This window comes from Arthrobacter sp. TJ-263, from assembly GCF_058269155.1.
The window spans coordinates 616,744-636,420 of record NZ_JBZCNE010000002.1 but is presented as its reverse complement, the minus strand read 5'-3'; the positions used below and the strand labels follow the sequence as shown (position 1 = coordinate 636,420).

Below are 19,677 nucleotides of genomic sequence, written 5' to 3'. Positions count from 1 at the left end.
GGTGGTACGCCGTTCGCTTTCCTGCGGAGGAGCAGGCCTCCCCGCTGTGCCGCCGCCCACGATGTACGGTCTGAACCATGACCTCGAACATTCTGGTGACCGGTGCAAGCAGGGGCATCGGCGCGGCCATCGCCCATGATCTCGCAGGGCGTGGACACCGCGTCGCAGTCCACGCCGGTCGTGATGAGCACGCCGCTACCGCTGTGTGCGAAGCGCTTCCAGGGGACGGTCACGTGGTGGTCGTCGGGGATGTCGGCGACCCCGAGGCCTGCCGGCGCATCGTCGACGGGGCCGTGGGCGGACTGGGTGGTCTCGACGTCCTGGTGAACAACGCCGGCATGTTCGTGGCGCACCCCATCGATGCCGTGTCCTTCGAGGACTGGCAGGGAGCATGGCGTCGCACGCTGGATGTGAACCTCCTGGGGCCCGCGAACCTGGCCTGGCTCGTCGCGCGGCACCTCCTGGACCGACCGGCGGGGCCTGAAGGTGGACGGCTTGTGAGTGTCGGGTCACGCGGAGCCTACCGGGGTGAACCCGTCACGTCTGCCTACGGCGCGAGCAAGGCGGCGCTGCACTCCATGACCCAGTCTCTCGCCGTAGCGCTCGCTCCCCGCGGAATCCTCGCGGCCGCCGTCGCACCGGGGTTCGTCGAGACCGACATGGGCAGAACCGTGCTCGACGGTCCGGGCGGCGACGCGGTGCGCGCACAGAGTCCGTTCAACCGTGTCGCGACGCCGGAAGAGGTGGCGCAGACGGTCGCCTGGCTGGCAATCGATGCTCCGCTCTGGGTCAGCGGCACCGTGGTGGACGTCAACGGGGCGTCCTACCTGAGGTAGTCGGCGCGGTGTGTCCGGCCGGCGGGAGCTGCCGGGGTGCGTCCTACCTGCGGTGGTCGGCGCGGTGTGTCCGGCCTGCGGGAGGCGCCGGGGTGCGTCCTACTGCGGGAGTTGTCGGGGTGCGTCCTACCTGCGGTGGTTGTCGCTATGGGTCTGACCCGCGGGAGGCGCCGGGGCGGGTCCTACCTGCGGTGGTTGTCGCGGTGTGTCCGGCCTGCGGGAGGCGCCGGGGCGGGTCCTACCTGCGGTGGTTGGCGCGGTGCGTCCGGCCTGTGGTCGTTGCACGGTGCGTCCTCTTCGGTGGTCGCCGGGTGTGTTTGGAGGAGGTGGCTGCCGCCTGCCCGGAGGACGATACCCGCAGCGCGGCTAGAGGAGATGGATGCTGCTGTGGGCGAGGGCTTGCAGGTCGGACCTGCGCTCGAGGTGGCGGTGGAAGAGCTCCCCGTTGGTACCGTCCGCGGAGGCCAGTGACGATCCTGCTGCGATGAAGGCAGTGCCCAGGCGAATGAGCGTCCGGGACGCGAGACCTCCCCGGGGTGGGCCGGCGAGCGGCGGGTAGCCGGCGTGAAGGGCTGTGCTGGTCATGACGACTCCTGCAGGTCGATGAGGGGGAAGGCGTTGAAGTGGATCTGGACCGGGCGGGTTGCCGGGGTGCCCGGCTCGGAGCGGTAGGCGTCGAGCTTCTCGCGAAGGACCTCGCTCATGTCGAGGGCGAGGGCGGCGAGTTGGTCCGCCGTCAGGTGGGCGTTCATCGTTGCGATCACGGCTGCGTCCGCCCATTCGGGTGGGACGGACTCGGAGCCACTGGCCATGAAGGTGGCGAGTGCCTCGGATCGGCCGCGTTCGAACTGGCGGTTCACCTGCCGCGCGGCTTCCCGTGTGGTGGGGTCCTGCTCGAGTTCGGGAGTGCTGAGGGTCAGGGACCCCCGGGGCCGTTCCCACCACCGCTCACGGGCGGACCCGCGATCCGCCACCTCCCGGACGAGCCCGTAACGCGCCAGCTGCCTCAGGTGGTAGCTCGTAGCCCCACTCGACTCGCCGATGCGTTTGCCGATGCTGCTCGCGGTCTGCGGCCCGTAGCTGGACAGGACCTCGAGCAGCTGGATCCTGAGGGGGTGAGCGAGGGCCTTGAGTGCTGCCCCGTCGATGACGCGGTCGCCGTCGTTTGCGGGCTGTCTTCCACTGCCGGTGGCTTCATCCATGACATCAGTGCGCCATTGCAAAGAACTATTTGCAATGGTTTCTTTGCACTTCCTGCTGTTCTCTTCGCCCAGTGCGCACTACCGCCGTCGGGCATTCGCCGGACAGGGGATATTCGACGTGCGGCAGGTGCTGGCCGGGCATCGGGGAGGCTGGACGCGTGACGCCCGGTGACGACGGCGGGTGGACGGCGGCGTCTCGGCCCACTTACGCTCGTGAGCAGAATCAAGAGCTCCAACGCAAAACCCTGGTTCGTTGGACGGCAACCCTCTCGCTGTAGTGGGGTGCCCCAGGTGAGGATTCGGCCCGGCACAGGCAGTGCGGGCAAGTATGGCGCTTCCGCCACGGCAGTGCCCCGACATGAGGAATCTTCATGCCCACATCACCGCGCCGTATCCGCTTCAACGCTTTCGACATGAACTGCGTGGGTCATCAGTCGCCGGGGCTGTGGCGCCACCCCGACGACCAGTCGTGGCGCTACAAGGACCTGAGCTACTGGGCCGACCTGGCGAAGACCCTCGAGAAGGGCTTGTTCGACGGCGTCTTCATCGCCGATGTCCTCGGCACGTACGACGTCTACGGCGGGTCCAACGAGGCCACCCTGCGGCAGGGGACGCAGACGCCGGTCAACGACCCGTTCCTGCTCGTCTCCGCGATGGCGCTCGTCACCGAGCACCTCGGGTTCGGCGTCACGGCAGGCACCGCCTACGAGCACCCCTATCCCTTCGCGCGCCGGCTCTCCACGCTGGACCATCTCACCAAGGGGCGGGTCGGCTGGAACGTGGTGACCGGGTATCTTCCTTCTGCCGCACGCAACATGGGCCAGGAGGACCAACTCGAGCACGATGCGCGCTACGACCACGCGGATGAGTACCTCGAGGTCCTCTACAAGCTGCTCGAGGGGTCCTGGGAGGACGACGCCGTGGTCCGCGACCGCGAGGCGGGCGTCTTCACGGATCCGGCCAAGGTCCACGACATCAACCACGACGGCAAGTACTTCAAGGTGCCGGGGATCCATCTCAGCGAGCCGTCGCCGCAGCGGACGCCGGTCATCTTCCAGGCCGGCGCGTCCTCCCGTGGCATCGCCTTCGCGGCCGGCAACGCGGAAGCGGTGTTCGTCGCTGCACCCACGAAGGAGAGGCTGAAGGACGTGGTCAGGAAGATCCGGGATGCCGTCGAAGCCGAGGGGCGTGACCGCTACTCGGTGCGGATCTACACGCTGCTCACCATCATCACGGACAAGACGGAGGAGAAGGCCCAGGCCAAGCACGCCGACTACCAGCAGTACGTCAGCTACGAGGGAGCCCTCGTGCTCGTCTCGGGGTGGCTGGGCGTGGATCTCTCCGTCTACGACCCGGACGAGCCGCTCGGCAACGTCAAGTCCAACGCCATCCAGTCCGCCGTGGCCAACTTCCAGAAGGTGAACGACGACGGCTCGCCGTGGACCGTGCGGGACATCGCCGAGTCGGCGGGGATCGGTGGGCTCGGTCCGCGCATCGTCGGCTCGGGTGTGCAGGTCGCCGATGAACTCCAGGCGTGGGTGGAGGAGACCGACGTCGACGGCTTCAACCTCGCCTATGCAATCACCCCGGGGACTTTCGAGGACATCATCGAGTTCGTCGTGCCGGAGCTGCAGAAGCGTGGTGCGTACCCGACGGAGTACACGGAAGGAACATTGCGGCAGAAGCTGTTCGGGAAGGGCGATCGTCTGCCCGAGGAGCATCGCGGTGCGCGGTACCGACTCCAGACGATCCGCCCCTGACATGTCAGCCGGGTCTGTCGGGCATCGACCCCTCGGCGGTGCGGTGCTGACGTGTCAGTCGGGTCTGCACGCTCACGCGTCGGCTATTGACGCCTCGCTGGGTCCAGCACCGGCAGTCCGGCCCGTCCGGTCGGACGTGTCAGCAGGGCCCCGAGATGTCCTGAGCATTGGCGGCGGTCCTGGGGAATAGGCCTGCGCTGGCGGCGGAACACCCGCAGGAAGGTGGCCAGCCCGAGGTGCGGGGACTAGCGTCGAAGACAAGGTATCCGACGACCAGTCATTCGACAGAAGGAGTTCCCATGTCACGCGTAGCCATCATCGGTGGGCACGGAAAAGTAGCCCTGCACCTCACGAAGATCCTCACGAGCCAGGGTCACCAGGTCAGTTCGATCTTCCGCAACCAGGACCATGCCGGCGATGTCGAGCAGGCGGGCGCGACCCCCGTGGTCGCTGACGTCTCCGAGTTGTCGGTGGCGCAGATGACTGAAGTCTTCCGTGGCCACGACGCCGTCGTCTGGTCTGCCGGTGCAGGTGGCGCGAGCCCTGAGGCAACGTATGCCGTGGATCGTGACGCGGCGATTCGTTCGATGGACGCTGCCCAGGAAGCGTCGGTGGGCCGCTATGTCATGGTGTCCTACCTCGGGGCACGCAAGGACCACGGAGTCCCCGAGGACAACGGCTTCTTCCACTATGCCGAATCGAAGGCTGCGGCTGATGAGCACCTGCGCAACTCGGAACTGGCCTGGACCATTCTCCAGCCCGGAGTTCTCACGACCGATCCGGGAACCGGCATGATCGAGGTGTCTGCCGAGCCGCAGCAGGACTCGGTGGCCCGCGAGGACGTCGCGCTCGTGGCCGCAGTCGTGCTTGGCAACCTCGGCACAGTGGACAAGACCATCCAGTTCAACAGCGGTGAGACGCCGGTGGCGGAGGCCATCGAAGCAGCACTGTAGTCCAGGTCCGCGAGGTGAAGGCGACGTCCTATTGTGGGCGTCGCCTTCTGCGTGCCAGGCGACCGTCGCCCTCGGTGTGTCGCGGGGGACGGTCCTGATTCACGAAGGCCGGCACCTGGCACGTGGTAGACGGGGCACCGCACGCGCGACATGCATCCGGCGGACCGGGCGCATCGGGGTGCACCGCTCCGAACGGACCTGACGGACCTGACGCATCGGGTGCATCACTCCGAACGGACCGGGCGCATCGGACGCACCGGAAGCGCTGAGCGCATGAGGTGCACCGCTCCCGGGCTTACCGGTCATCCGGTGCTGTGCTCCAAGGAGTCCGTGGTGTGCTCCGAGACGTGCGGGGTCAGCTCGGAGGCATCCTCGACCAGTGCCTCGTCGACGGATTGCCCGGCCTGCCAGTACCTGTTCCGTCGGGTGCTTCGCGGAGGGCCGAGCGTCCGCGGGGCAGTGAACCACGGAATGCCCTGTCGGGACTGAACAGTCCATGCACCCTGATGGATGACGTGGTGATGGCGTGAACACAACAGGACGCCGTTGTCGATGCTCGTCGTGCCGCCCCTGGACCAAGGCTTCAGGTGGTGTGCTTCGCACCAGCTGGCCGGGATGGAGCAGTCAGGGAAGGCGCAGCCCTTGTCCCTCGCAACGAGCGCTCGCCGAAGATGCGGGGGAAACAGCCGTTGCGCCCGTCCGATGTCGAGTACCTGGCCCTTGCCGCCCAGCACCAGCGGGATGATGTCGGCATCGCACGCCAGTTTCCTGATGCTGCCTGCACTCATCTGCCCGGAGAAAACCGCATACCCCGCCCGGTGCGAGGCGCCGATGAGGTCCCTGTGATCGATGGTCACCATGATCTGCGGTCGGTGGCCGCCGGTCGAAGGAAGCGCTGCAGTGCTCAGTGCGACCCTACAGGCGGCTACGAGTCCATCCAGGAGGGCCTGAGCCCTCGTTGCCATCGGTGGATCAACGACACCCGCTCGGCTCTCGTCCGCGTCCCGGTCATCCTGTGAATGCCGATCATGAGAGGCGTGTGCCCCCGTGTGTCGAGTGCACGGTACTCCTCGGACGTCCGAAGTCCTCGAGGGCCCCGAAGACCCCGGTCCGCCGCCCGGCGCAGCCGCATCCGTCCGTCCCGATGGGCCACGCGGATTCGCTGCTGAATTCATGACAGTCGCGAGTAGCTCGAACTGCTCATCCGTCGCCCCGATCTCGACGAAATGCAGTCCATGGCGCCGCCCTCGGACGAAGACGCCTTGCCGCGCACGCAGCACCTTATCCGTCGGCTCCTGCCCGTCCTGATCGAGGACGCCTTCCCACCGACGTGCCAGTACCCGCAGGATGTCTTCGTCGGCCTCCATCGCCTGCCGTGTCAGGTGGTGCTCCATCGACTCGAGGTGCTGAGGTGTGGCGAAGGACTCCACCCGCTGTAATGCTTGAGCGACGACCGTCGCTGCCCGCCCGCTGATGCGGCCCGAGGTCACCGCGGCGCCCAGCGTTGCGAGCCGGGCAGGAACAGGTGCCCCGGTCGGCGAGGTACGGGGGAGTAGGACGTCTGCGAGGCACAGCCGGCGCTTCGCTTCTGCCCGGCTGATGCCCAGCGTGGCACGGAGGAAGTCCGTGCAGTTCCTGAATCCGTTGCCGGGCGATGCAGGCGAGGTTTCGGTGGCAGGACCAGTGAGGACGTTCCCGCTGACCGATTGCTCGGCCCGCGCAAGGAGTGAACCGCCGCCCTGTCGCTCGTCGTCACCGTCAGCAAGATGATGATCCTCGGCGAGACGGGCGGCGAGGATCTGCAGGTGGTCCACGATCCTCGAGGCGTGCTCGATCCTCAGAAGGATGTCCATGGCGTCCTGCCGCGACCGGGTGCCACCTACCTGGCCGATACCGCGGGCGCATTCGGCAAGCGCTGTGCATGCCACGTCCAGGAGATCCGGAGGTGCGGTGAGGTCCTCGACAGGTGCGGTGGTCATACCCCAATTTTATAGAACGTGCGTACTAATAGCGCGGTGGGGGCGCGAGTGTGGAGGAAGAGTCACCTGCACTTATCCACATAGGTGGCCGGTGTGGAATCCCAGCGGCCACCTGTTCCACAGAACCGCAACTCCGCACATCGGCGCCCTCGAGTCGCCGTCAAGCCTGCGGGCGCACTCGGAGGCGCCCCGCCGTCGTCCGCTTCTCCGAAATCCTGACAGTGCCCTTGAAGGAGCCCCAGCGGATCATTCCGCCCGCGTGATGCGAAACCCGCAGCGGCGTCGGTCCGGTGCCTACAGGCCGGCGGCGGCGTGGAAGGTCCGGAGCGCCTCGACGACGAGCCGGTGGTCCTCCAGCTGTGGCAGGCCGGAGACCGTCACCGTGGCGACCGGGCCGACACCCTGGATGTACAGCGGGAAGGAGCCGCCGTGCGCGGCGAACGTCGTCGTGTCGAACAGGGGATCGTCCTCCACCCGCCCACCATTGCGGCGCCCCCGGAGGCCGACCAGCAGGGAGGGAACGCGGTATCGTTCGGCGGTGCGGCTCTTCGCGTCGAGCCAGTAGTCGTTGTCGGGCGTGGTCCCGTCGAGTGCGGCCCGGAACAGGATGTGGTCCGGCCGTCGGATGCAGACCGCGATCGGCAGGTTGCGACCCGCACCCAACTGGACGATCAGCTGCCCCAGAGCAACGGCGTCGTCGTTCGTGAAGCGGGTGAATTGGAGTTCGTCGACTTCCCTCTCGACCGTGGCGATCAGCGCCTCGAGCGCCTCGGCAGACTGTTCGCTGCCGCCGTCGGGATCGAACGGTAGGACGGCTGTCGGGAGGGCGTCATTGCTCATCTCCTTAATTTACGTCGTCGGCGGGATATGGCGGACTTTTCCTCTGTTGTTTAGGAATTTTCTTCGCGGTGCGGTGCGGGGCCCGAATGTGCCTCCTGCCGCCGTCGAACACACCGCGGCGACGATGTAGGCGCCCGGGCCGCGTCAGAGTCCCGGCGCGCAAGGCCCTGCGCCGAGGAGAGCGAGCCCTGCGAGGTCGCCCTCGCCGAACGAGGCCTGCCCGACATTCTCCGTGTACATCAGCTCGTCGGGGTCGTGCACGTGGTCGAGTCCGACGACGTGCGCGAGCTCGTGCATGATCGTCGCCCTCAGATACGCGCGTCCGTCCGGGTATCCGAGGGATATGGCGGCGTCGGGCGCATCGAGCTGCACCTGCCCGCCCACGTAGACCAGCGGCTGCCCCGGCGCCTGGGCGTAGTCGCTGCCGCCGAGCCCCGCGATGTCCCCGGCGAGTCCCGGGATCTCCTCAGGGCTGGTCCACGTGATCAGCACCGGCACCCAGGTCTTCCCGTACAGCTCCGGCTGGTAGAGGTCGCGCTCTTCGCTGGGTGCCTCGGTGGTGGTGCCGTCGTCGACGAACTGCAGGCCCGTGGCGGCGGACACCGCGGCGACGGCCTCCTGGATGAGTCCCTCCGACCCGGCCGGGGCGTTGTCGGGCCGGACGACGTAGTGCACGGGACGGCAGGGGTCGTAGGCCACCCACTCCTGCTCCTCGACGGGCGAGTCCATCAGCGTGAACGCCGTCGACGACGGCGCCGGCGGCGGCGTCCCGAGCGGCACGCCCTGGGCTTCGACTCCACGGGGCGGCACGTCGGCACCGGGCAGGTAGGGCAGCGCGACCGGCAGGACGAAGCGGTCGAACAACGACGGCGTCGCATACAGGGCGGCGATCAGGATCAGGCCCGCTACCGTGCCGAATCGTCGTTTCCGCTTGCGGCCCGATGCGTTGCGCCTCCCGGCCGGCGCCCCCTCGAAGGCCGGCGCCCCCTCGAAGGCCGGCGCCCGCTCGTAGGCCGGCGCCCGCTCGTAGGTCGGTGCGCCCCGCCAGGACGGGGGAGTGGACGGCGTGCCGAGGGCGTCGTCGAGCGCCCACCGCGGGATCCTGCCCGACGGCGACCGCTGGACGGCCTTCATCCGAGCGTCGCGGCCCTCGTGGTACCACTCGCGATCCATTGCACCCATGCGCCCCGCACCTCCCCAGCCGACTGATCTCCGCACCATCCTGCTGTACGGCCGACGCCGGATCAGGGCGAGTGGCGAGTCCTTGGGGAAACCTGAGCGAAGGCTGCCGCTCCGCGAACGGGTAGCGGGCGGTACCGTGGACCGGCCTACCCCGCAGCGCCGCCGAGGAAGTCGTTCGCTGCCGCCATTCCCTCGCGCAGCACCCGGTCCGCGAGTGGCGACGCGCCGGGCAGACTCCGCGCCACCCGTTCCGCGATGCAGGAGGTCGCGTCCGCTCCTCGCCCGTGGTCCAGCATCGCGAGCCAGAGTTCCCGCACGGTGTCACAGGTGCTCGTCCGTCCCGTGCGCCCTGCGACGATCCACCCTTCTCCGATCACCCGGACGACCGGCCTGCCCGGCAGTCCGTCGACGAGTACATTGACCATCTGGGCCACGAGCAGCAGGTCCCGCATCCGCCGGACCGGGCCGAGGACCGGATCCGCGATGACGGCGCGCCCGCACGCGCCGCACATCAGAGGTCCAGGACGCGAGCCGTCACGGCATCACGTCACCCGAGTTGGGGCCGAGCGTCTGGCCGACGAAGAGGTTCCCGCCCGGATCGCTCGCGAGGAGCAGGGCTGTCGGTGCGACCTCGGCCGGCAGGCCGAACCTCCGCAGCGGCAGCTCCTTGCGCTTCGCGGCCTTCCAGTCCTCGGAGATCGCGTCGACGAGCGGCGTCTCGATCGGACCCGGGGCGATGCAGTTGGCGAGCACGTTGTCCGCCGAGACCTCGAGGGCGAGCGCCTTGGTCATGCCGATCACGCCTGCCTTCGCTGCGCTGTAGTGACCCAGCCCCATGCCGCCCTTGATGCCGAGCTGGGAGGAGATGTTGATGATCCTTCCCCACCGCTGGTGCCGCATGGGGCCGACGACCTCCCGGCAGCACAGGAACACGCCGGTGAGGTCCACCGAGATGGTCTCCGTCCACAGCGCGAGCGTCATGTCCTCGAGGGGGGACTCGGTGAGCAGTCCGGCGCTGTTGACCAGGACGTCGATGGTCCCGATCCCGTCGCGTGCCTCCGCGAAGGCCTCCCTCACGCTCTCTTCCCGTGCGACGTCGACCTCGATGATCCCCGGACCTGGGACACGGTCCATCACCACCACCCTGTCCCCCTGGGCGGCGAACGCCTCGGCGATCGCCGCCCCGATGCCGCTGCCACCGCCGGTCACGACGACGGCCCGGGTGCCCGTGCGGCGACCGTCAGGGCCCGCCGTCATGCGCGCATCTTGATGGTGAGGCCGCCGTCGACGACCAGCGACTGTCCGGTGACATAGCGGGAGGCGTCGGAGGTCAGGAAGCCGATCACGTCCGCGACTTCCTCCGGCCTGCCGACGCGACCCCACGGGATGTCCTTGCCCGCCCGTTCGAGGCCCTCGGGGCCGAGGGAGTTGACGGGGTCGAGGGACTGCGGTGTCTCGATCAGGCCCGGGATCACCGCATTGGCACGGATCTCCCGCGGACCCAGCTCCGAGGCGACGCTCCGGATGAGCCCGAGCACGCCCGACTTCGCCGCGGCGTAGTGGGCGTGTTCCTCCCATCCGTAGATGCCCCCGGCGATCGAGGACACGGCGACGAGCGCACCGGGTCCCGTCATCCGCTGGGACGCCGACCGGAGGGTCCGGAGCACGCCGGTCAGGTCGACGTCGAGCATCGCGTTCCAGAGGTCGTCCGTCAGGTCGTCGAGCGGGGCGTTCCGCAGGATGCCCGCATTCGCGACGGCGTAGTCGAGGCGCCCGTACTCGTCCAGGGCGCGCTGGGCGAAGGCGTCCACCGATTCGGTGGAACGCACGTCGACCTCGTGGATGACGGCGTCGCCGCCCGCGGCCCGCACGCCGGAGAGGGTCTCCTCCGGATCGTGCGGGTCGCCGGGGAAGGTGCCGATGACGGTCCGGACGTTCCGGCCCGCGTAGTGGACGGCCAGTGCGCGGCCGATCCCGCTGGCGGCGCCTGTGACGATGGCTACCTCAGACTGCTGCATGCGGTTCCTCGAGGGCGACGGCGGCGACGGGTCGCGCGGCGACCATCAGGACGCCGGAGAGCAGGGTGCCGACGGCTCCCACCCAGAGGGCGGCTGCGCCGGTGCCCGCCTGCGCGGCGACGATCGTGAAGAGCGCGCCGCCGATGATCGTCCCGGGCTGGCTCATGGCGCCGATGAACGCGAGGCCCGTGGCACGGCAGCTCACGGGGTAGCACTCGGCCATGAAGTACTGGATCGCGGCGTAGGGCCCCACCAGGAAGAACAGGCCGGTCCCGTACGTGAGGATGATCAGGAACGGGCTGGACACGAGCGGGCTCAGCATCACGGCGAAGGACAGGCCGGAGATGATCCAGCCCACGATGATGGTCCTCTTCCGGCCCACCTTGTCACCGATCCAGCCGTGGAACACGTAGCCGAAGTAGGCGAGCAGGTTGATGACGATGAGCATCCAGAAGGCGTCCGACAGTTCCACGCCCTTGGCGTTGGCGAGCACCGAGGTGCCGAGGACGCTGAAGATCGCGATGCCGAAGAAGTTGAGGATCCAGGCGAGCGAGAAGACGATCGTGTTGCGGCGGAACTCGCCCTCCCAGATGCGCTTGAGCGGCGACGTCGAGGAGTGCTCGACGCCGTAGGCGCCGGCCAGCGCGTGGGCTTCGTCGCTCTTGCCCCCCTTCTCCAGTTCGGTGAGGCGCTGGTGCAGCTCGAACTGCGGCGTCTCCTTCAGCTTCTTGCTGATGAGCAGCACGATGATGATCGCGGGGATGGTCGCCATGAGGTACAGCGCGCGCCAGCCGAAGATGGGCAGGAACACCAGGGCGAGGGCGCTCGCGAGCAGGAAGCCCAGCGGCCAGCCGCCCTGGATGAAGGAGTAGTGGAAGCCCGGACGCTTGCGCTTCCGCTCGTCCTCCGTGACCTGGTAGACCTCGTTCATGTAGGTCGCGTTGACGGCCTGCTCGGAGAAGCCCAGTCCGCCGAAGGACCGCACGAAGACGAGGAGCGAGTTGCTGATGACGCCGAGGCCGGCGGGGATGAAGGCCGTGACGCCCGAGACGACGGCGGTACCGCCGACGGTGAGCATCATGCCCTTCTTGCGGCCGAGCCGGTCGATCACGGGGCCGACACCGAAGCACACGATCGCCGTTCCGACGGCGATCCAGGTGTTGACCGCATAGGCCTCCGGTGCCGTCCAGCCGAATTCCTCCTGCATGGCCGGCAGCAGGGTGCCGAACAGCCCGTAGTCGAAGACGGCGACGGTCCAGGCGCACAGGGCGAGGACGGTCGCCGTGCTGGTCTTCTTCTTGGAGAAGACGGGGAACTGCCGTTGCTCGTTCCCGGTCGGCGTCGAGAGATCGACGCCCGCCTCTTTGGTGGACATCAGTTGCCTTCCTTTCGGGGGTTGCGTGCCAGGAACGAGTCGGCGATCTGGTCGAAGGTGTGCCAGGTGACGCCCTCGTGGGAGTTGAAGTGCTGGATGAGGCGCTCGAGCATGAGGAGGACCTGCGGACGGCCCGAGACGTCCGGGTGGATCGTCATGGTGAAGACGGCGGTGTCCATCTCGGCGTAGACCCAGTCGAACTGGTCCCGCCACATCTGCTCGATGTCCCGCGGGTTGACGAACCCGTGCGAGTTGGGCGCCGCCTTGATGAACATCATCGGAGGGAGGTCGTCGAGGTACCAGTTCGCGGGGATCTCGACGAGGTCGGTCTCCTGCCCCCGGACGAGCGGCTTCATCCAGGCCTCGGCGGGCTGGCTGTAGTCGATCTTCGTCCAGCTGTCCCCGACCCTCACGTAGTAGGGCTCGAAGTCGTTGTGCATGAGGGAGTGGTCGTACTTGATGCCGCGCTCGAGCAGGATCTCGTTGGTGATGGGGGAGAACTCCCACCACGGTGCGACGTAGCCCGTGGGGCGACGTCCCGAGACCTTCTCGATGAGCTCGATGGACCTGTCGAGGATCGCCGTCTCCTGTTCGCGGGTCATGGCGATCGGGTTCTCGTGGGAGTAGCCGTGGACGCCGATCTCGTGCCCTGCGTCGACGATCATCCGGGTGAGATCGGGGAAGGTCTCGAGCGAGTGGCCCGGGACGAACCAGGTGGAGGGGAGGGAGTACTTCTCGAAGAGGCGGAGGATCCGCGGGCCTCCGACGTCTCCGCTGAAGAGTCCGCGGGAGATGTCGCAGGGGGAGTCCTCGCCGCCGTAGGAGCCGAGCATTCCGGCAACTGCATCGACGTCGACGCCGAAGGCGATCTGGATGTCTTTCGTCATGGGTGGGCCTTTCCTGGTGCGGGTGGGTCGAATCGGGAAACGGTCAGTGGGGCGGAACGGGAGCCAGGAGTGCCGGGTCGCCGCGCCGGCGGATCTGGTGGACCACCTGCTCGGCGGGCAGGCCGAGCGCGAGCAGCGCCTGCAGGAGGGTGCGGGCCTGGGACGGTCGGAGCAACCCGGACGGGACGGCTCCTGCGTCCTCGAGCGTCCTGCCGCCACCTGCTCCGTACACGCCCAGCACCGGTCCGGCGTGGACGCGGGTGCTGGTGACGACGACGACGCCGTCCTGCACGGCATGGCGTACGGCGTCGCTGAGCTCCGCATTGGCGTTCCCCAGCCCGGTGGCCTCGAGGACGATCCCGCGGGCGCCGGCGGCGAGCGCCGCGGTGAACAGGGTCGCGTCGGCTCCCGGGTAGCAGGCGACGATGTCCACGCGGCTGCCCGCGCCGGTCGGGGGGATGTCGAGCGCGGCCGGCCGCCGGGGAGCGGTACCCAACATCACCTCGCCGGTGGTCGCGACCGACCCCGCCGACCCCAGGTCGGGATTGCCGAACGCACGGAGCTTCGTCGTCTCGGTCTTCCGCGTCCCGGGAAGGGCGAAGACCTCGCCGTCGAACACGATCAGTGCGCCCCGGCCCCGGGCCTCGGAGGACGCCGCGAGGGTGATCGCGGTGCGCAGGTTCTCCGGGCCGTCCGGCGCCGGGCTGTCGGCCGCGCGCTGCGATCCCGTGAAGACCACCGGTCGCGGGTCGTCGTGGAGGAGGTCGGCGAGGTACGCGGTCTCCTCCATCGTGTCGGTGCCATGGGTGACGACGACCCCGAGCGTCTCCGGTGCTTCGAGTGCGGCGTGGACCGCCTCGCACACTGCGAGCATGTCGTCGAAGGTGAGGAGGTACGAGCCCTTCTGCATGAGGTCCACGACCTGGACGGCGGCGCTCGTGCCCGCCGCGGCGAGGACCGTGCCGCCTGCATCGGCGGCCACGGTCGCGCCGTCCGTGGCGTCGACCCGGGAGGCGATCGTGCCACCCGTTGCCAGGAGCACGACGTGCCCGGTGACTGATTCCATCGGTGCTGCCTCCTTACCCAATCGTTTGGGTGAGAGTTGCGGAAAGCAGAGCGCCCCGGCGGTGACGAGGGTTCTGCAGGTGTGCGACCTCAGTGGAACTGGACGAAACCCAAACGTTTGGGTTGAATGAGGAAAACCATAGGATGTGACCTTGGTCTCGTCAATGGATCGGCTGAGATTTCATGTCGCCGAAACAAATCCGCAGGGCGAAGGGGGAGAACGTGGATTCATCAGGCAGGGGGCGCGCAGCAGTCACCCTGAAGGACCTCGCCGCGGAGCTCGGCATCCATGTCTCGACGGTCTCCCGCGTGCTGCACTCCGATTCAGCGGTGGCGCGCGGGGCGGCGTCGAAGGAGACCGCACGGAAAGTGCGTGACCTGGCACAGTTGAGGGGCTACTCACCCGACCCGCAGGCAACCGGCCTGCGCACCCGGCGCACGCGGGCCATCGGCGTCATCGTGCCCCGACTCTCGGACATCGTCCTGGCGACCATGTACGAGGGCGTCGAGGAGGCCGCAGCCGAGAGCAACCACTCGACCTTCGTGATGAACTCGCACGACGACCTCGACGAGCAGCGCCGCAAGGCCGAGATCATGCTGGCGCGGCGGGTGGACGGCCTGATCCTCGGCGACGTCCATGCAGGCAGCAGCTTGGTGGACGACCTCGTGAAGCGACACGTGCCCTTCGTCCTCATGAACCGCCGTTACCCGGGGTTCCCCTCCTCCACGTGTGACGACACGGGCGGAGGCAGGCTCGTCGCGGACCACCTGTGGACCACGGGACACCGCTCCGTCGCGATCATCGCGGGCGAGCCCTACGCGAGCACGGGCGTGGACCGCACCGACGGTTTCGTGGAACGCTGGAACGAACTGGGAGGGGACGTGCCCGGGGGCCGGATCCTGCCCTCGCGCTTCGACACCGAGGGCGGCCGCCAGGCGGGCGATGAACTGCTGAGCCGGCCCGGGGAGCCTCCGACCGCCGTCTTCGCCGTCAACGACTTCGCCGCCATCGGCGCCATGGGCGCGTTCCGCGCCGCGGGGCTCGTCGTCGGCCAGGACATCGCCGTCGTCGGGTTCAACGACACCTCCCTGGCCGCGCAGCTGCCCATCCCGCTCTCGTCGGTGCGCTCGCCGATGCTCGAGATCGGCCGGGAAGCCGTCGGGATGCTCCGGCGAGTCATGGCAGGGGAGGACGTCGCGTCGGTACGCCACCGGCCGGAACTCTTCGTGCGGGAGAGCAGCGCATCGGGCGCCGTCGGGGCCAGGCGGGGCGTGCGGGTCGGCTGACCCGGGCCCTCGACCTCACGCCCAGACGGCGCGCCGCACCTCCGCTGCGTCCGCTCGCGCCGCGAGGGCCTGCTCCATCGTCACGGGCTCGAAATGGGTCAGCGTCCCCGGCGCGCTCCGGGCGACGACGTCCATGTCGGCGCTGATGACCGTCGCGACCATCGCGTACCCGCCGCCCGAGACGGCGTCGCGGTGCAGCACGATCGGCTCCTTGCCGCCCGGCACCTGGATCGATCCGATGGCGTAGCCCGCGTCCACGATGTTCGAGGGGTCGGACCCCGCGCCGAACGGCTGGATGCGCGGCTTCCATTCCAGGTCCGGCCCCGAGTACCGCAGGCCCATGCGGTCCGCCACGGGAGTCAGTTTCCACGCCGCGCTGACGAGCGTCTCCATGCCCTCCGCGGTCAGGCGGTGGTCGTAGAGGCCGGGCAGGATGCGGACCGTCACTTCCTTCGCATGGACGGGGCGCAGGTTCTCGGGAATCACGTCCATGGCGGGCCCGGAGCCGGAGGGGGCGCCGACCGGGACGGTGTCGCCGGCCCTGAGGGCGCGGCCCTGGAAGCCGCCGAGGGCGCCCAGCGTGTAGGTGCTGCGACTCCCGAGGACCACGGGCACGTCGATCCCGCCCTGCACGGCGATGTAGTAGCGCGTCCCGCCGGAGAGCATCCCGAAGGACACCTCGTCGCCCGCGGCCAGCGACAGGCGGCTCCACTCGTCCACCGGCGTCCCGTTCACCCGCACCTCGACGGGCGCACCCGTGACGGCGATGACGGCGTCGGTGTCCGTGGTGAAGCGCGGCCCGAGGTAGGCGCATTCGAGGACGGCATCGTCGGCGGTGTTGCCCACCAGCGCATTCGCCATGGATGCGGACAACTGGTCCATGGCCCCGCCCTGCGGGATGCCCACGTTGTAGTAGCCGAACCGGCCCCGGTCCTGGACCGAGGTCGCGAGGCCGGGTTCGAGGATGTCAAATGCCATTGAGCTTCTCCAGAATGTCCCGGTTGTGCGCGGAGGGGTCGGTCAGGGCCTTCTGCAGGTCGAAGGTCACGGGCGTCTGGCGATAGGTGAAGGTTCCCGCTTCCACCTCCGCCTGGATCGCCGTGTATTCGTCCTCGTCGATCGGCTTGAACTTCACGATGTCACCCGGTCGGAAGAAGATCATGAAGTCCGAGAAGTCGGCGAGCTTCTGGGCAGGATCGAAGATCGGCGCCGCGGCGATACCGAACATCTGATAACCGCCGGCGCCCCTCACCGAGTAGATGCAGGCGAAGCATCCTCCGTGCCCCACCGTCAGTGGCGGGGTGTCGGTGCGGGGACTGAGGTACTTGGGGACCTCGAGCTGATCCTCCTGCGGGACGATCTGGAACATGAACGGCAGGCCGGCCACGAACCCCACCATCGACACCAGCCACGGCGACTCGTGGTGCTTCCGGATGAACTCCTGCGGCGAGGACAGGCCGTTCTCCTCCGCCGCGAAATCGAGGTCCGTGCCCTCGGGCCGCTGGTGGCCCTTGCGGAAGCGTGCGCCGGTCTCCCGGGTGTAGGGGTCGTCGTACCAGACCGGGATCTCGATGATCCGGGTCTCGAGTGTCTGTTCGCTCAGGTGCGCAACCTCCTCCTCGACCTCCCTCACGAGTGACTCCAGGTCGTCCGGCGGCACCGTGTCGGGATCGAAACGCACCAGCAGAGAGGCGTTGGCGGGGCAGATGTCCACGACGCCGTCGATGGCACGCGCGGCGAGCCGGGCCGCCATCGCGTTCGCCTTGAAGTTGGCGGCGAGGCTCATGCTCTCGGAGATCTCGACGAAGAGGAACTCGTCGCCGCCCCACGTGTAGCGGGCAGCGTCGAGGTGCTGGGGTGCGTGGCTCATGCGTCAGCTCCGAGGAGGTCGGGGGTCGATTCGATGAACTTCGAGTGGTGGGTCACGTCCCGGACCTCGGGCCGGTGGAGGACCGTCGACAGGAGCGGGATCGTGGTCTTGACGCCGTCGATCCTCACCTCCGCCAGTGCCCGCGCCGACCGCTGGATGGCCTCGGTGCGGGTCTCGTCCCACACCACGAGCTTGGCGAGCAGGGAGTCGTAGAACGGTGCGACGGCGGATCCTGCGACGACGCCGGAGTCGATCCTCACCCCGGGGCCGCCCGGCCAGTCGAGACGGGACAGGGTGCCGGGGCTGGGCATGAAGCCCTGCGACGGGTCCTCGGCGTTGATGCGGAACTCGAAGGCGTGGCCCCGGAAGGTGATGTCCTCCTGGTCGAGGCGGAGACGGCCCGTGGCTGCGACCAGCAGCTGCTCCCGGATGAGGTCGATGCCGGTCACCATCTCCGTGACCGGATGCTCCACCTGGAGCCGGGTGTTCATCTCGATGAACGCTGCCTGCTCCCGGTCCGGGTCGTAGAGGAACTCGACGGTTCCCAGGCCGGCATAGCCGCACTGGCGGCCGAGTTCGATGGAGGAGGCGCGGATGGTGTCGCGGACGGCGTCGGGCAGCAGGGGGGCGGGGGCCTCCTCGATGATCTTCTGCTGGCGGCGCTGCAGCGAGCAGTCCCGGTCGCCGAGGTGGATCACGCGTTCGCCGTCGCCGAGGATCTGCACCTCGACGTGGCGTGCGCGGGAGACGAACTGCTCGAGGTACACCGTCGGATCGCCGAACGCCGCCTGGGCCTCGGCGCGGGCGACGTCGAGGGTCTGGACGAGGTCCTCCTCCTGGGTCACCAGCCGGATGCCGCGCCCTCCGCCGCCGGACGACGCCTTGACCACCAGCGGGTAGCCGATCTCCCGTGCGATGGGGAGGGGGTCGACGTCGGGGTCCAGCGCGCCGTCGCTCCCGGGCAGCGTCGGGACGCCGGCGTCCTGGGCGGCCTGCCGTGCACGGGACTTGTTGCCCATGAGTTCGATGGCGTCGGGGGAGGGGCCCACCCAGGTGATGCCGGCGTCGAGGACGGAGCGGGCGAAGCGCGCGTTCTCCGACAGGAAGCCGTACCCGGGATGGAGCGCGTCGCACCCCGAGGCTTCGGCGGCCGCGAGCACCGCGGCGCCGTCGAGGTAGCTCTTCGCGGCCGGCGCCGGGCCGATCACTTGGACGGAGTCGGCGAGCGACGCCGCGTAGGAATCGGCGTCCGGCTCGCTCGCGGCGAGGACGGTCTCCAGTCCCAGTTCCCGGGCGGCGCGGATGATGCGGACGGCGATCTCCCCGCGGTTCGCGATCAGGACGCGTTCCATCCGCTAGCCCTCGGACACGGTGGCGATGACGTCGCCGGGGTTGACGGTCCCGCCGTCGTCGACGGCGAAGCTCTCCAGCGTGCCGGACGCATCACTGCGGATCTCGGAGAACTGCTTCATGATCTCCACCACCCCGATGGTCTGGCCCGCTTCGATGGCATCGCCCTCGTTCGCGTAGGGGTCCTTGTCCGGACCGGGCTTGCGGTAGAAGATGCCTGGCAGTGGGGAGACGATGTCGGCCACGGGGGTCCTTTCGGGTGGGGTGTCGGGGAGGTCAGAGGGCGTCGAGGGCGGAGCGGACTGCTGTTGCCACCGCGGGGGAGTTGGGGGCGTCCGAGTGGACGCAGATGCTGTCGAACGGGATGGTGAGCAGCGTGCCGTCGGAGGCTTCGACGACGCCGTCCGTCAGGGCGCGCGTGACGCGGCGTGCGGCGGCGTCGGGGTCGGTCGGCTCGGGGCGGCGCTGGATGAGGAGCTCGCCGGCCGGCCCGTAGTTGAGGTCCACGTAGAGCTCGGCCACGAAGGGCACCCCGAGTTCCTCGCAGACGGCCTGGTGGGCGGTGCCCGCGATGCCGTAGACGGGGACGTCGAAGAGCCGGGCCACCCGCGCGGCCCCCCTCATGAGGTCGGCGTCCCGGGCCAGCATGCCGTAGAGGGACCCGTGGGGCTTGATGTGGTTGAGGCTCGCGCCTTCCCGCCGCAGGAAGGCGCTGAGCGCACCCACCTGGTAGAGCATCATGTGCTCTACCTCCTGCGGGGAGAGCTTCATCTCCCGCCGCCCGAAGCCCACGAGGTCCGGCAGCCCGGGGTGCGCGCCGATCAGCACGCCCTTCTCGAGGGCCGCAGCGACGGTCTCCGCCATCGTGTCCGGATCTCCCGCATGGAATCCGCAGGCCACGTTGATGGCGTCGACGGTCTCCAGGAGGGCGGGATCGTTACCGAAGGAGTGGAGGCCGAGGGACTCGCCCATGTCCGAATTGATCATCGGCGTCCCACGCCGGTCTGCAACGTCCGTCATGCGACAACCATAGAGACGGATCGGGTGCCGATATAGTGGGCGTTTGCCCTTCG

Annotated in this window: 20 protein-coding genes and 1 riboswitch; of the genes, 4 read left to right on the top strand and 16 right to left on the bottom strand. The window is 68.8% G+C overall.

Going from position 1 to position 19,677, the window contains the following annotated elements; translation table 11 throughout:
• Positions 1–77 precede the first annotated feature (77 nt).
• The gene (locus AC4D2F_RS13465) at positions 78–836 is read left to right on the top strand and encodes an SDR family NAD(P)-dependent oxidoreductase (RefSeq protein WP_490910991.1); all 759 of its coding nucleotides are present in this window, start codon (positions 78–80) and stop codon (positions 834–836) included.
• Positions 837–1,202: 366 nt separating this feature from the next.
• Here the strand turns inward: AC4D2F_RS13465 and AC4D2F_RS13460 are convergent, their stop codons facing one another.
• Positions 1,203–1,421 (bottom strand): hypothetical protein, encoded by a 219-nt coding sequence (locus tag AC4D2F_RS13460; protein ID WP_490910990.1) that lies wholly within the window; start codon positions 1,419–1,421, stop codon positions 1,203–1,205.
• Positions 1,418–2,038 carry a helix-turn-helix domain-containing protein gene (locus AC4D2F_RS13455; RefSeq protein ID WP_490910989.1) on the bottom strand — a complete coding sequence of 207 codons (621 nt, stop codon included), beginning with the start codon at positions 2,036–2,038 and terminating at the stop codon, positions 1,418–1,420. The genes AC4D2F_RS13460 and AC4D2F_RS13455 overlap by 4 nt, the downstream gene beginning before the upstream one ends.
• A gap of 221 nt (positions 2,039–2,259) precedes the next feature.
• Positions 2,260–2,373: riboswitch (SAM riboswitch) on the top strand.
• Positions 2,374–2,409: 36 nt separating this feature from the next.
• Here AC4D2F_RS13455 and AC4D2F_RS13450 point away from each other — a divergent pair.
• Positions 2,410–3,798 (top strand): LLM class flavin-dependent oxidoreductase, encoded by a 1,389-nt coding sequence (locus AC4D2F_RS13450; protein WP_490910988.1) that lies wholly within the window; start codon positions 2,410–2,412, stop codon positions 3,796–3,798.
• Between the two features lie 299 nt (positions 3,799–4,097).
• The gene (locus tag AC4D2F_RS13445) at positions 4,098–4,751 is read left to right on the top strand and encodes an SDR family oxidoreductase (protein ID WP_490910987.1); all 654 of its coding nucleotides are present in this window, start codon (positions 4,098–4,100) and stop codon (positions 4,749–4,751) included.
• 302 nt (positions 4,752–5,053) lie between these two features.
• On the opposite strand, the gene AC4D2F_RS13440 is transcribed toward AC4D2F_RS13445, so the two are convergent.
• The 9 genes from AC4D2F_RS13440 to AC4D2F_RS13400 form a co-directional block, all read right to left on the bottom strand.
• Positions 5,054–6,565, bottom strand: coding sequence for an HNH endonuclease signature motif containing protein (locus AC4D2F_RS13440; RefSeq protein ID WP_490910986.1), 1,512 nt, complete (start codon positions 6,563–6,565; stop codon positions 5,054–5,056).
• A 459-nt stretch (positions 6,566–7,024) separates the two neighbouring features.
• Positions 7,025–7,570 carry a heme-degrading domain-containing protein gene (locus AC4D2F_RS13435; protein ID WP_104168652.1) on the bottom strand — a complete coding sequence of 182 codons (546 nt, stop codon included), beginning with the start codon at positions 7,568–7,570 and terminating at the stop codon, positions 7,025–7,027.
• A gap of 144 nt (positions 7,571–7,714) precedes the next feature.
• Positions 7,715–8,752: a M10 family metallopeptidase domain-containing protein gene (locus tag AC4D2F_RS13430; RefSeq protein ID WP_490910985.1), complete on the bottom strand. Its 1,038-nt coding sequence runs from the start codon at positions 8,750–8,752 to the stop codon at positions 7,715–7,717.
• 146 nt (positions 8,753–8,898) lie between these two features.
• Positions 8,899–9,264, bottom strand: coding sequence for a hypothetical protein (locus AC4D2F_RS13425; RefSeq protein WP_490910984.1), 366 nt, complete (start codon positions 9,262–9,264; stop codon positions 8,899–8,901).
• Between the two features lie 22 nt (positions 9,265–9,286).
• On the bottom strand, positions 9,287–10,009 hold the full coding sequence (locus AC4D2F_RS13420; protein ID WP_490910983.1) for an SDR family NAD(P)-dependent oxidoreductase: 723 nt from the start codon (positions 10,007–10,009) through the stop codon (positions 9,287–9,289).
• A complete protein-coding gene (locus AC4D2F_RS13415; RefSeq protein ID WP_104168648.1) occupies positions 10,006–10,770 on the bottom strand; it encodes an SDR family NAD(P)-dependent oxidoreductase in 765 nt (254 codons plus the stop codon). Before AC4D2F_RS13415 ends, AC4D2F_RS13420 begins: the two co-directional genes overlap by 4 nt.
• The gene (locus AC4D2F_RS13410; protein WP_490910982.1) at positions 10,757–12,145 is read right to left on the bottom strand and encodes an MFS transporter; all 1,389 of its coding nucleotides are present in this window, start codon (positions 12,143–12,145) and stop codon (positions 10,757–10,759) included. Before AC4D2F_RS13410 ends, AC4D2F_RS13415 begins: the two co-directional genes overlap by 14 nt.
• The gene (locus AC4D2F_RS13405) at positions 12,145–13,032 is read right to left on the bottom strand and encodes a polysaccharide deacetylase family protein (RefSeq protein ID WP_490910981.1); all 888 of its coding nucleotides are present in this window, start codon (positions 13,030–13,032) and stop codon (positions 12,145–12,147) included. The genes AC4D2F_RS13410 and AC4D2F_RS13405 overlap by 1 nt, the downstream gene beginning before the upstream one ends.
• A 43-nt stretch (positions 13,033–13,075) precedes the next feature.
• Entirely contained in the window at positions 13,076–14,098 is a 1,023-nt protein-coding gene (locus AC4D2F_RS13400) for an asparaginase (protein ID WP_490910980.1), read from the bottom strand.
• Between the two features lie 221 nt (positions 14,099–14,319).
• Here AC4D2F_RS13400 and AC4D2F_RS13395 point away from each other — a divergent pair, with 221 nt between their 5' ends.
• Positions 14,320–15,384 (top strand): LacI family DNA-binding transcriptional regulator, encoded by a 1,065-nt coding sequence (locus AC4D2F_RS13395; RefSeq protein ID WP_490910979.1) that lies wholly within the window; start codon positions 14,320–14,322, stop codon positions 15,382–15,384.
• Positions 15,385–15,399: 15 nt separating this feature from the next.
• On the opposite strand, the gene AC4D2F_RS13390 is transcribed toward AC4D2F_RS13395, so the two are convergent.
• Genes AC4D2F_RS13390 through pxpA form a run of 5 tightly spaced genes read right to left on the bottom strand, consistent with a single transcriptional unit; the run spans position 15,400 to position 19,624 of the window.
• A complete protein-coding gene (locus AC4D2F_RS13390; protein ID WP_490910978.1) occupies positions 15,400–16,362 on the bottom strand; it encodes a 5-oxoprolinase subunit C family protein in 963 nt (320 codons plus the stop codon).
• Positions 16,352–17,254: a 5-oxoprolinase subunit B family protein gene (locus tag AC4D2F_RS13385; protein ID WP_490910977.1), complete on the bottom strand. Its 903-nt coding sequence runs from the start codon at positions 17,252–17,254 to the stop codon at positions 16,352–16,354. The genes AC4D2F_RS13390 and AC4D2F_RS13385 overlap by 11 nt, the downstream gene beginning before the upstream one ends.
• Positions 17,251–18,606, bottom strand: a complete 1,356-nt coding sequence (locus AC4D2F_RS13380; protein ID WP_104168641.1) for an acetyl-CoA carboxylase biotin carboxylase subunit — start codon at positions 18,604–18,606, stop codon at positions 17,251–17,253. Before AC4D2F_RS13380 ends, AC4D2F_RS13385 begins: the two co-directional genes overlap by 4 nt.
• Positions 18,607–18,609: 3 nt before the next feature.
• Positions 18,610–18,849, bottom strand: a complete 240-nt coding sequence (locus tag AC4D2F_RS13375) for an acetyl-CoA carboxylase (protein WP_104168640.1) — start codon at positions 18,847–18,849, stop codon at positions 18,610–18,612.
• A 31-nt stretch (positions 18,850–18,880) separates the two neighbouring features.
• Positions 18,881–19,624, bottom strand: coding sequence for a 5-oxoprolinase subunit PxpA (gene pxpA / locus AC4D2F_RS13370; protein ID WP_490910976.1), 744 nt, complete (start codon positions 19,622–19,624; stop codon positions 18,881–18,883).
• Between the last annotated feature and the right edge of the window lie 53 nt (positions 19,625–19,677).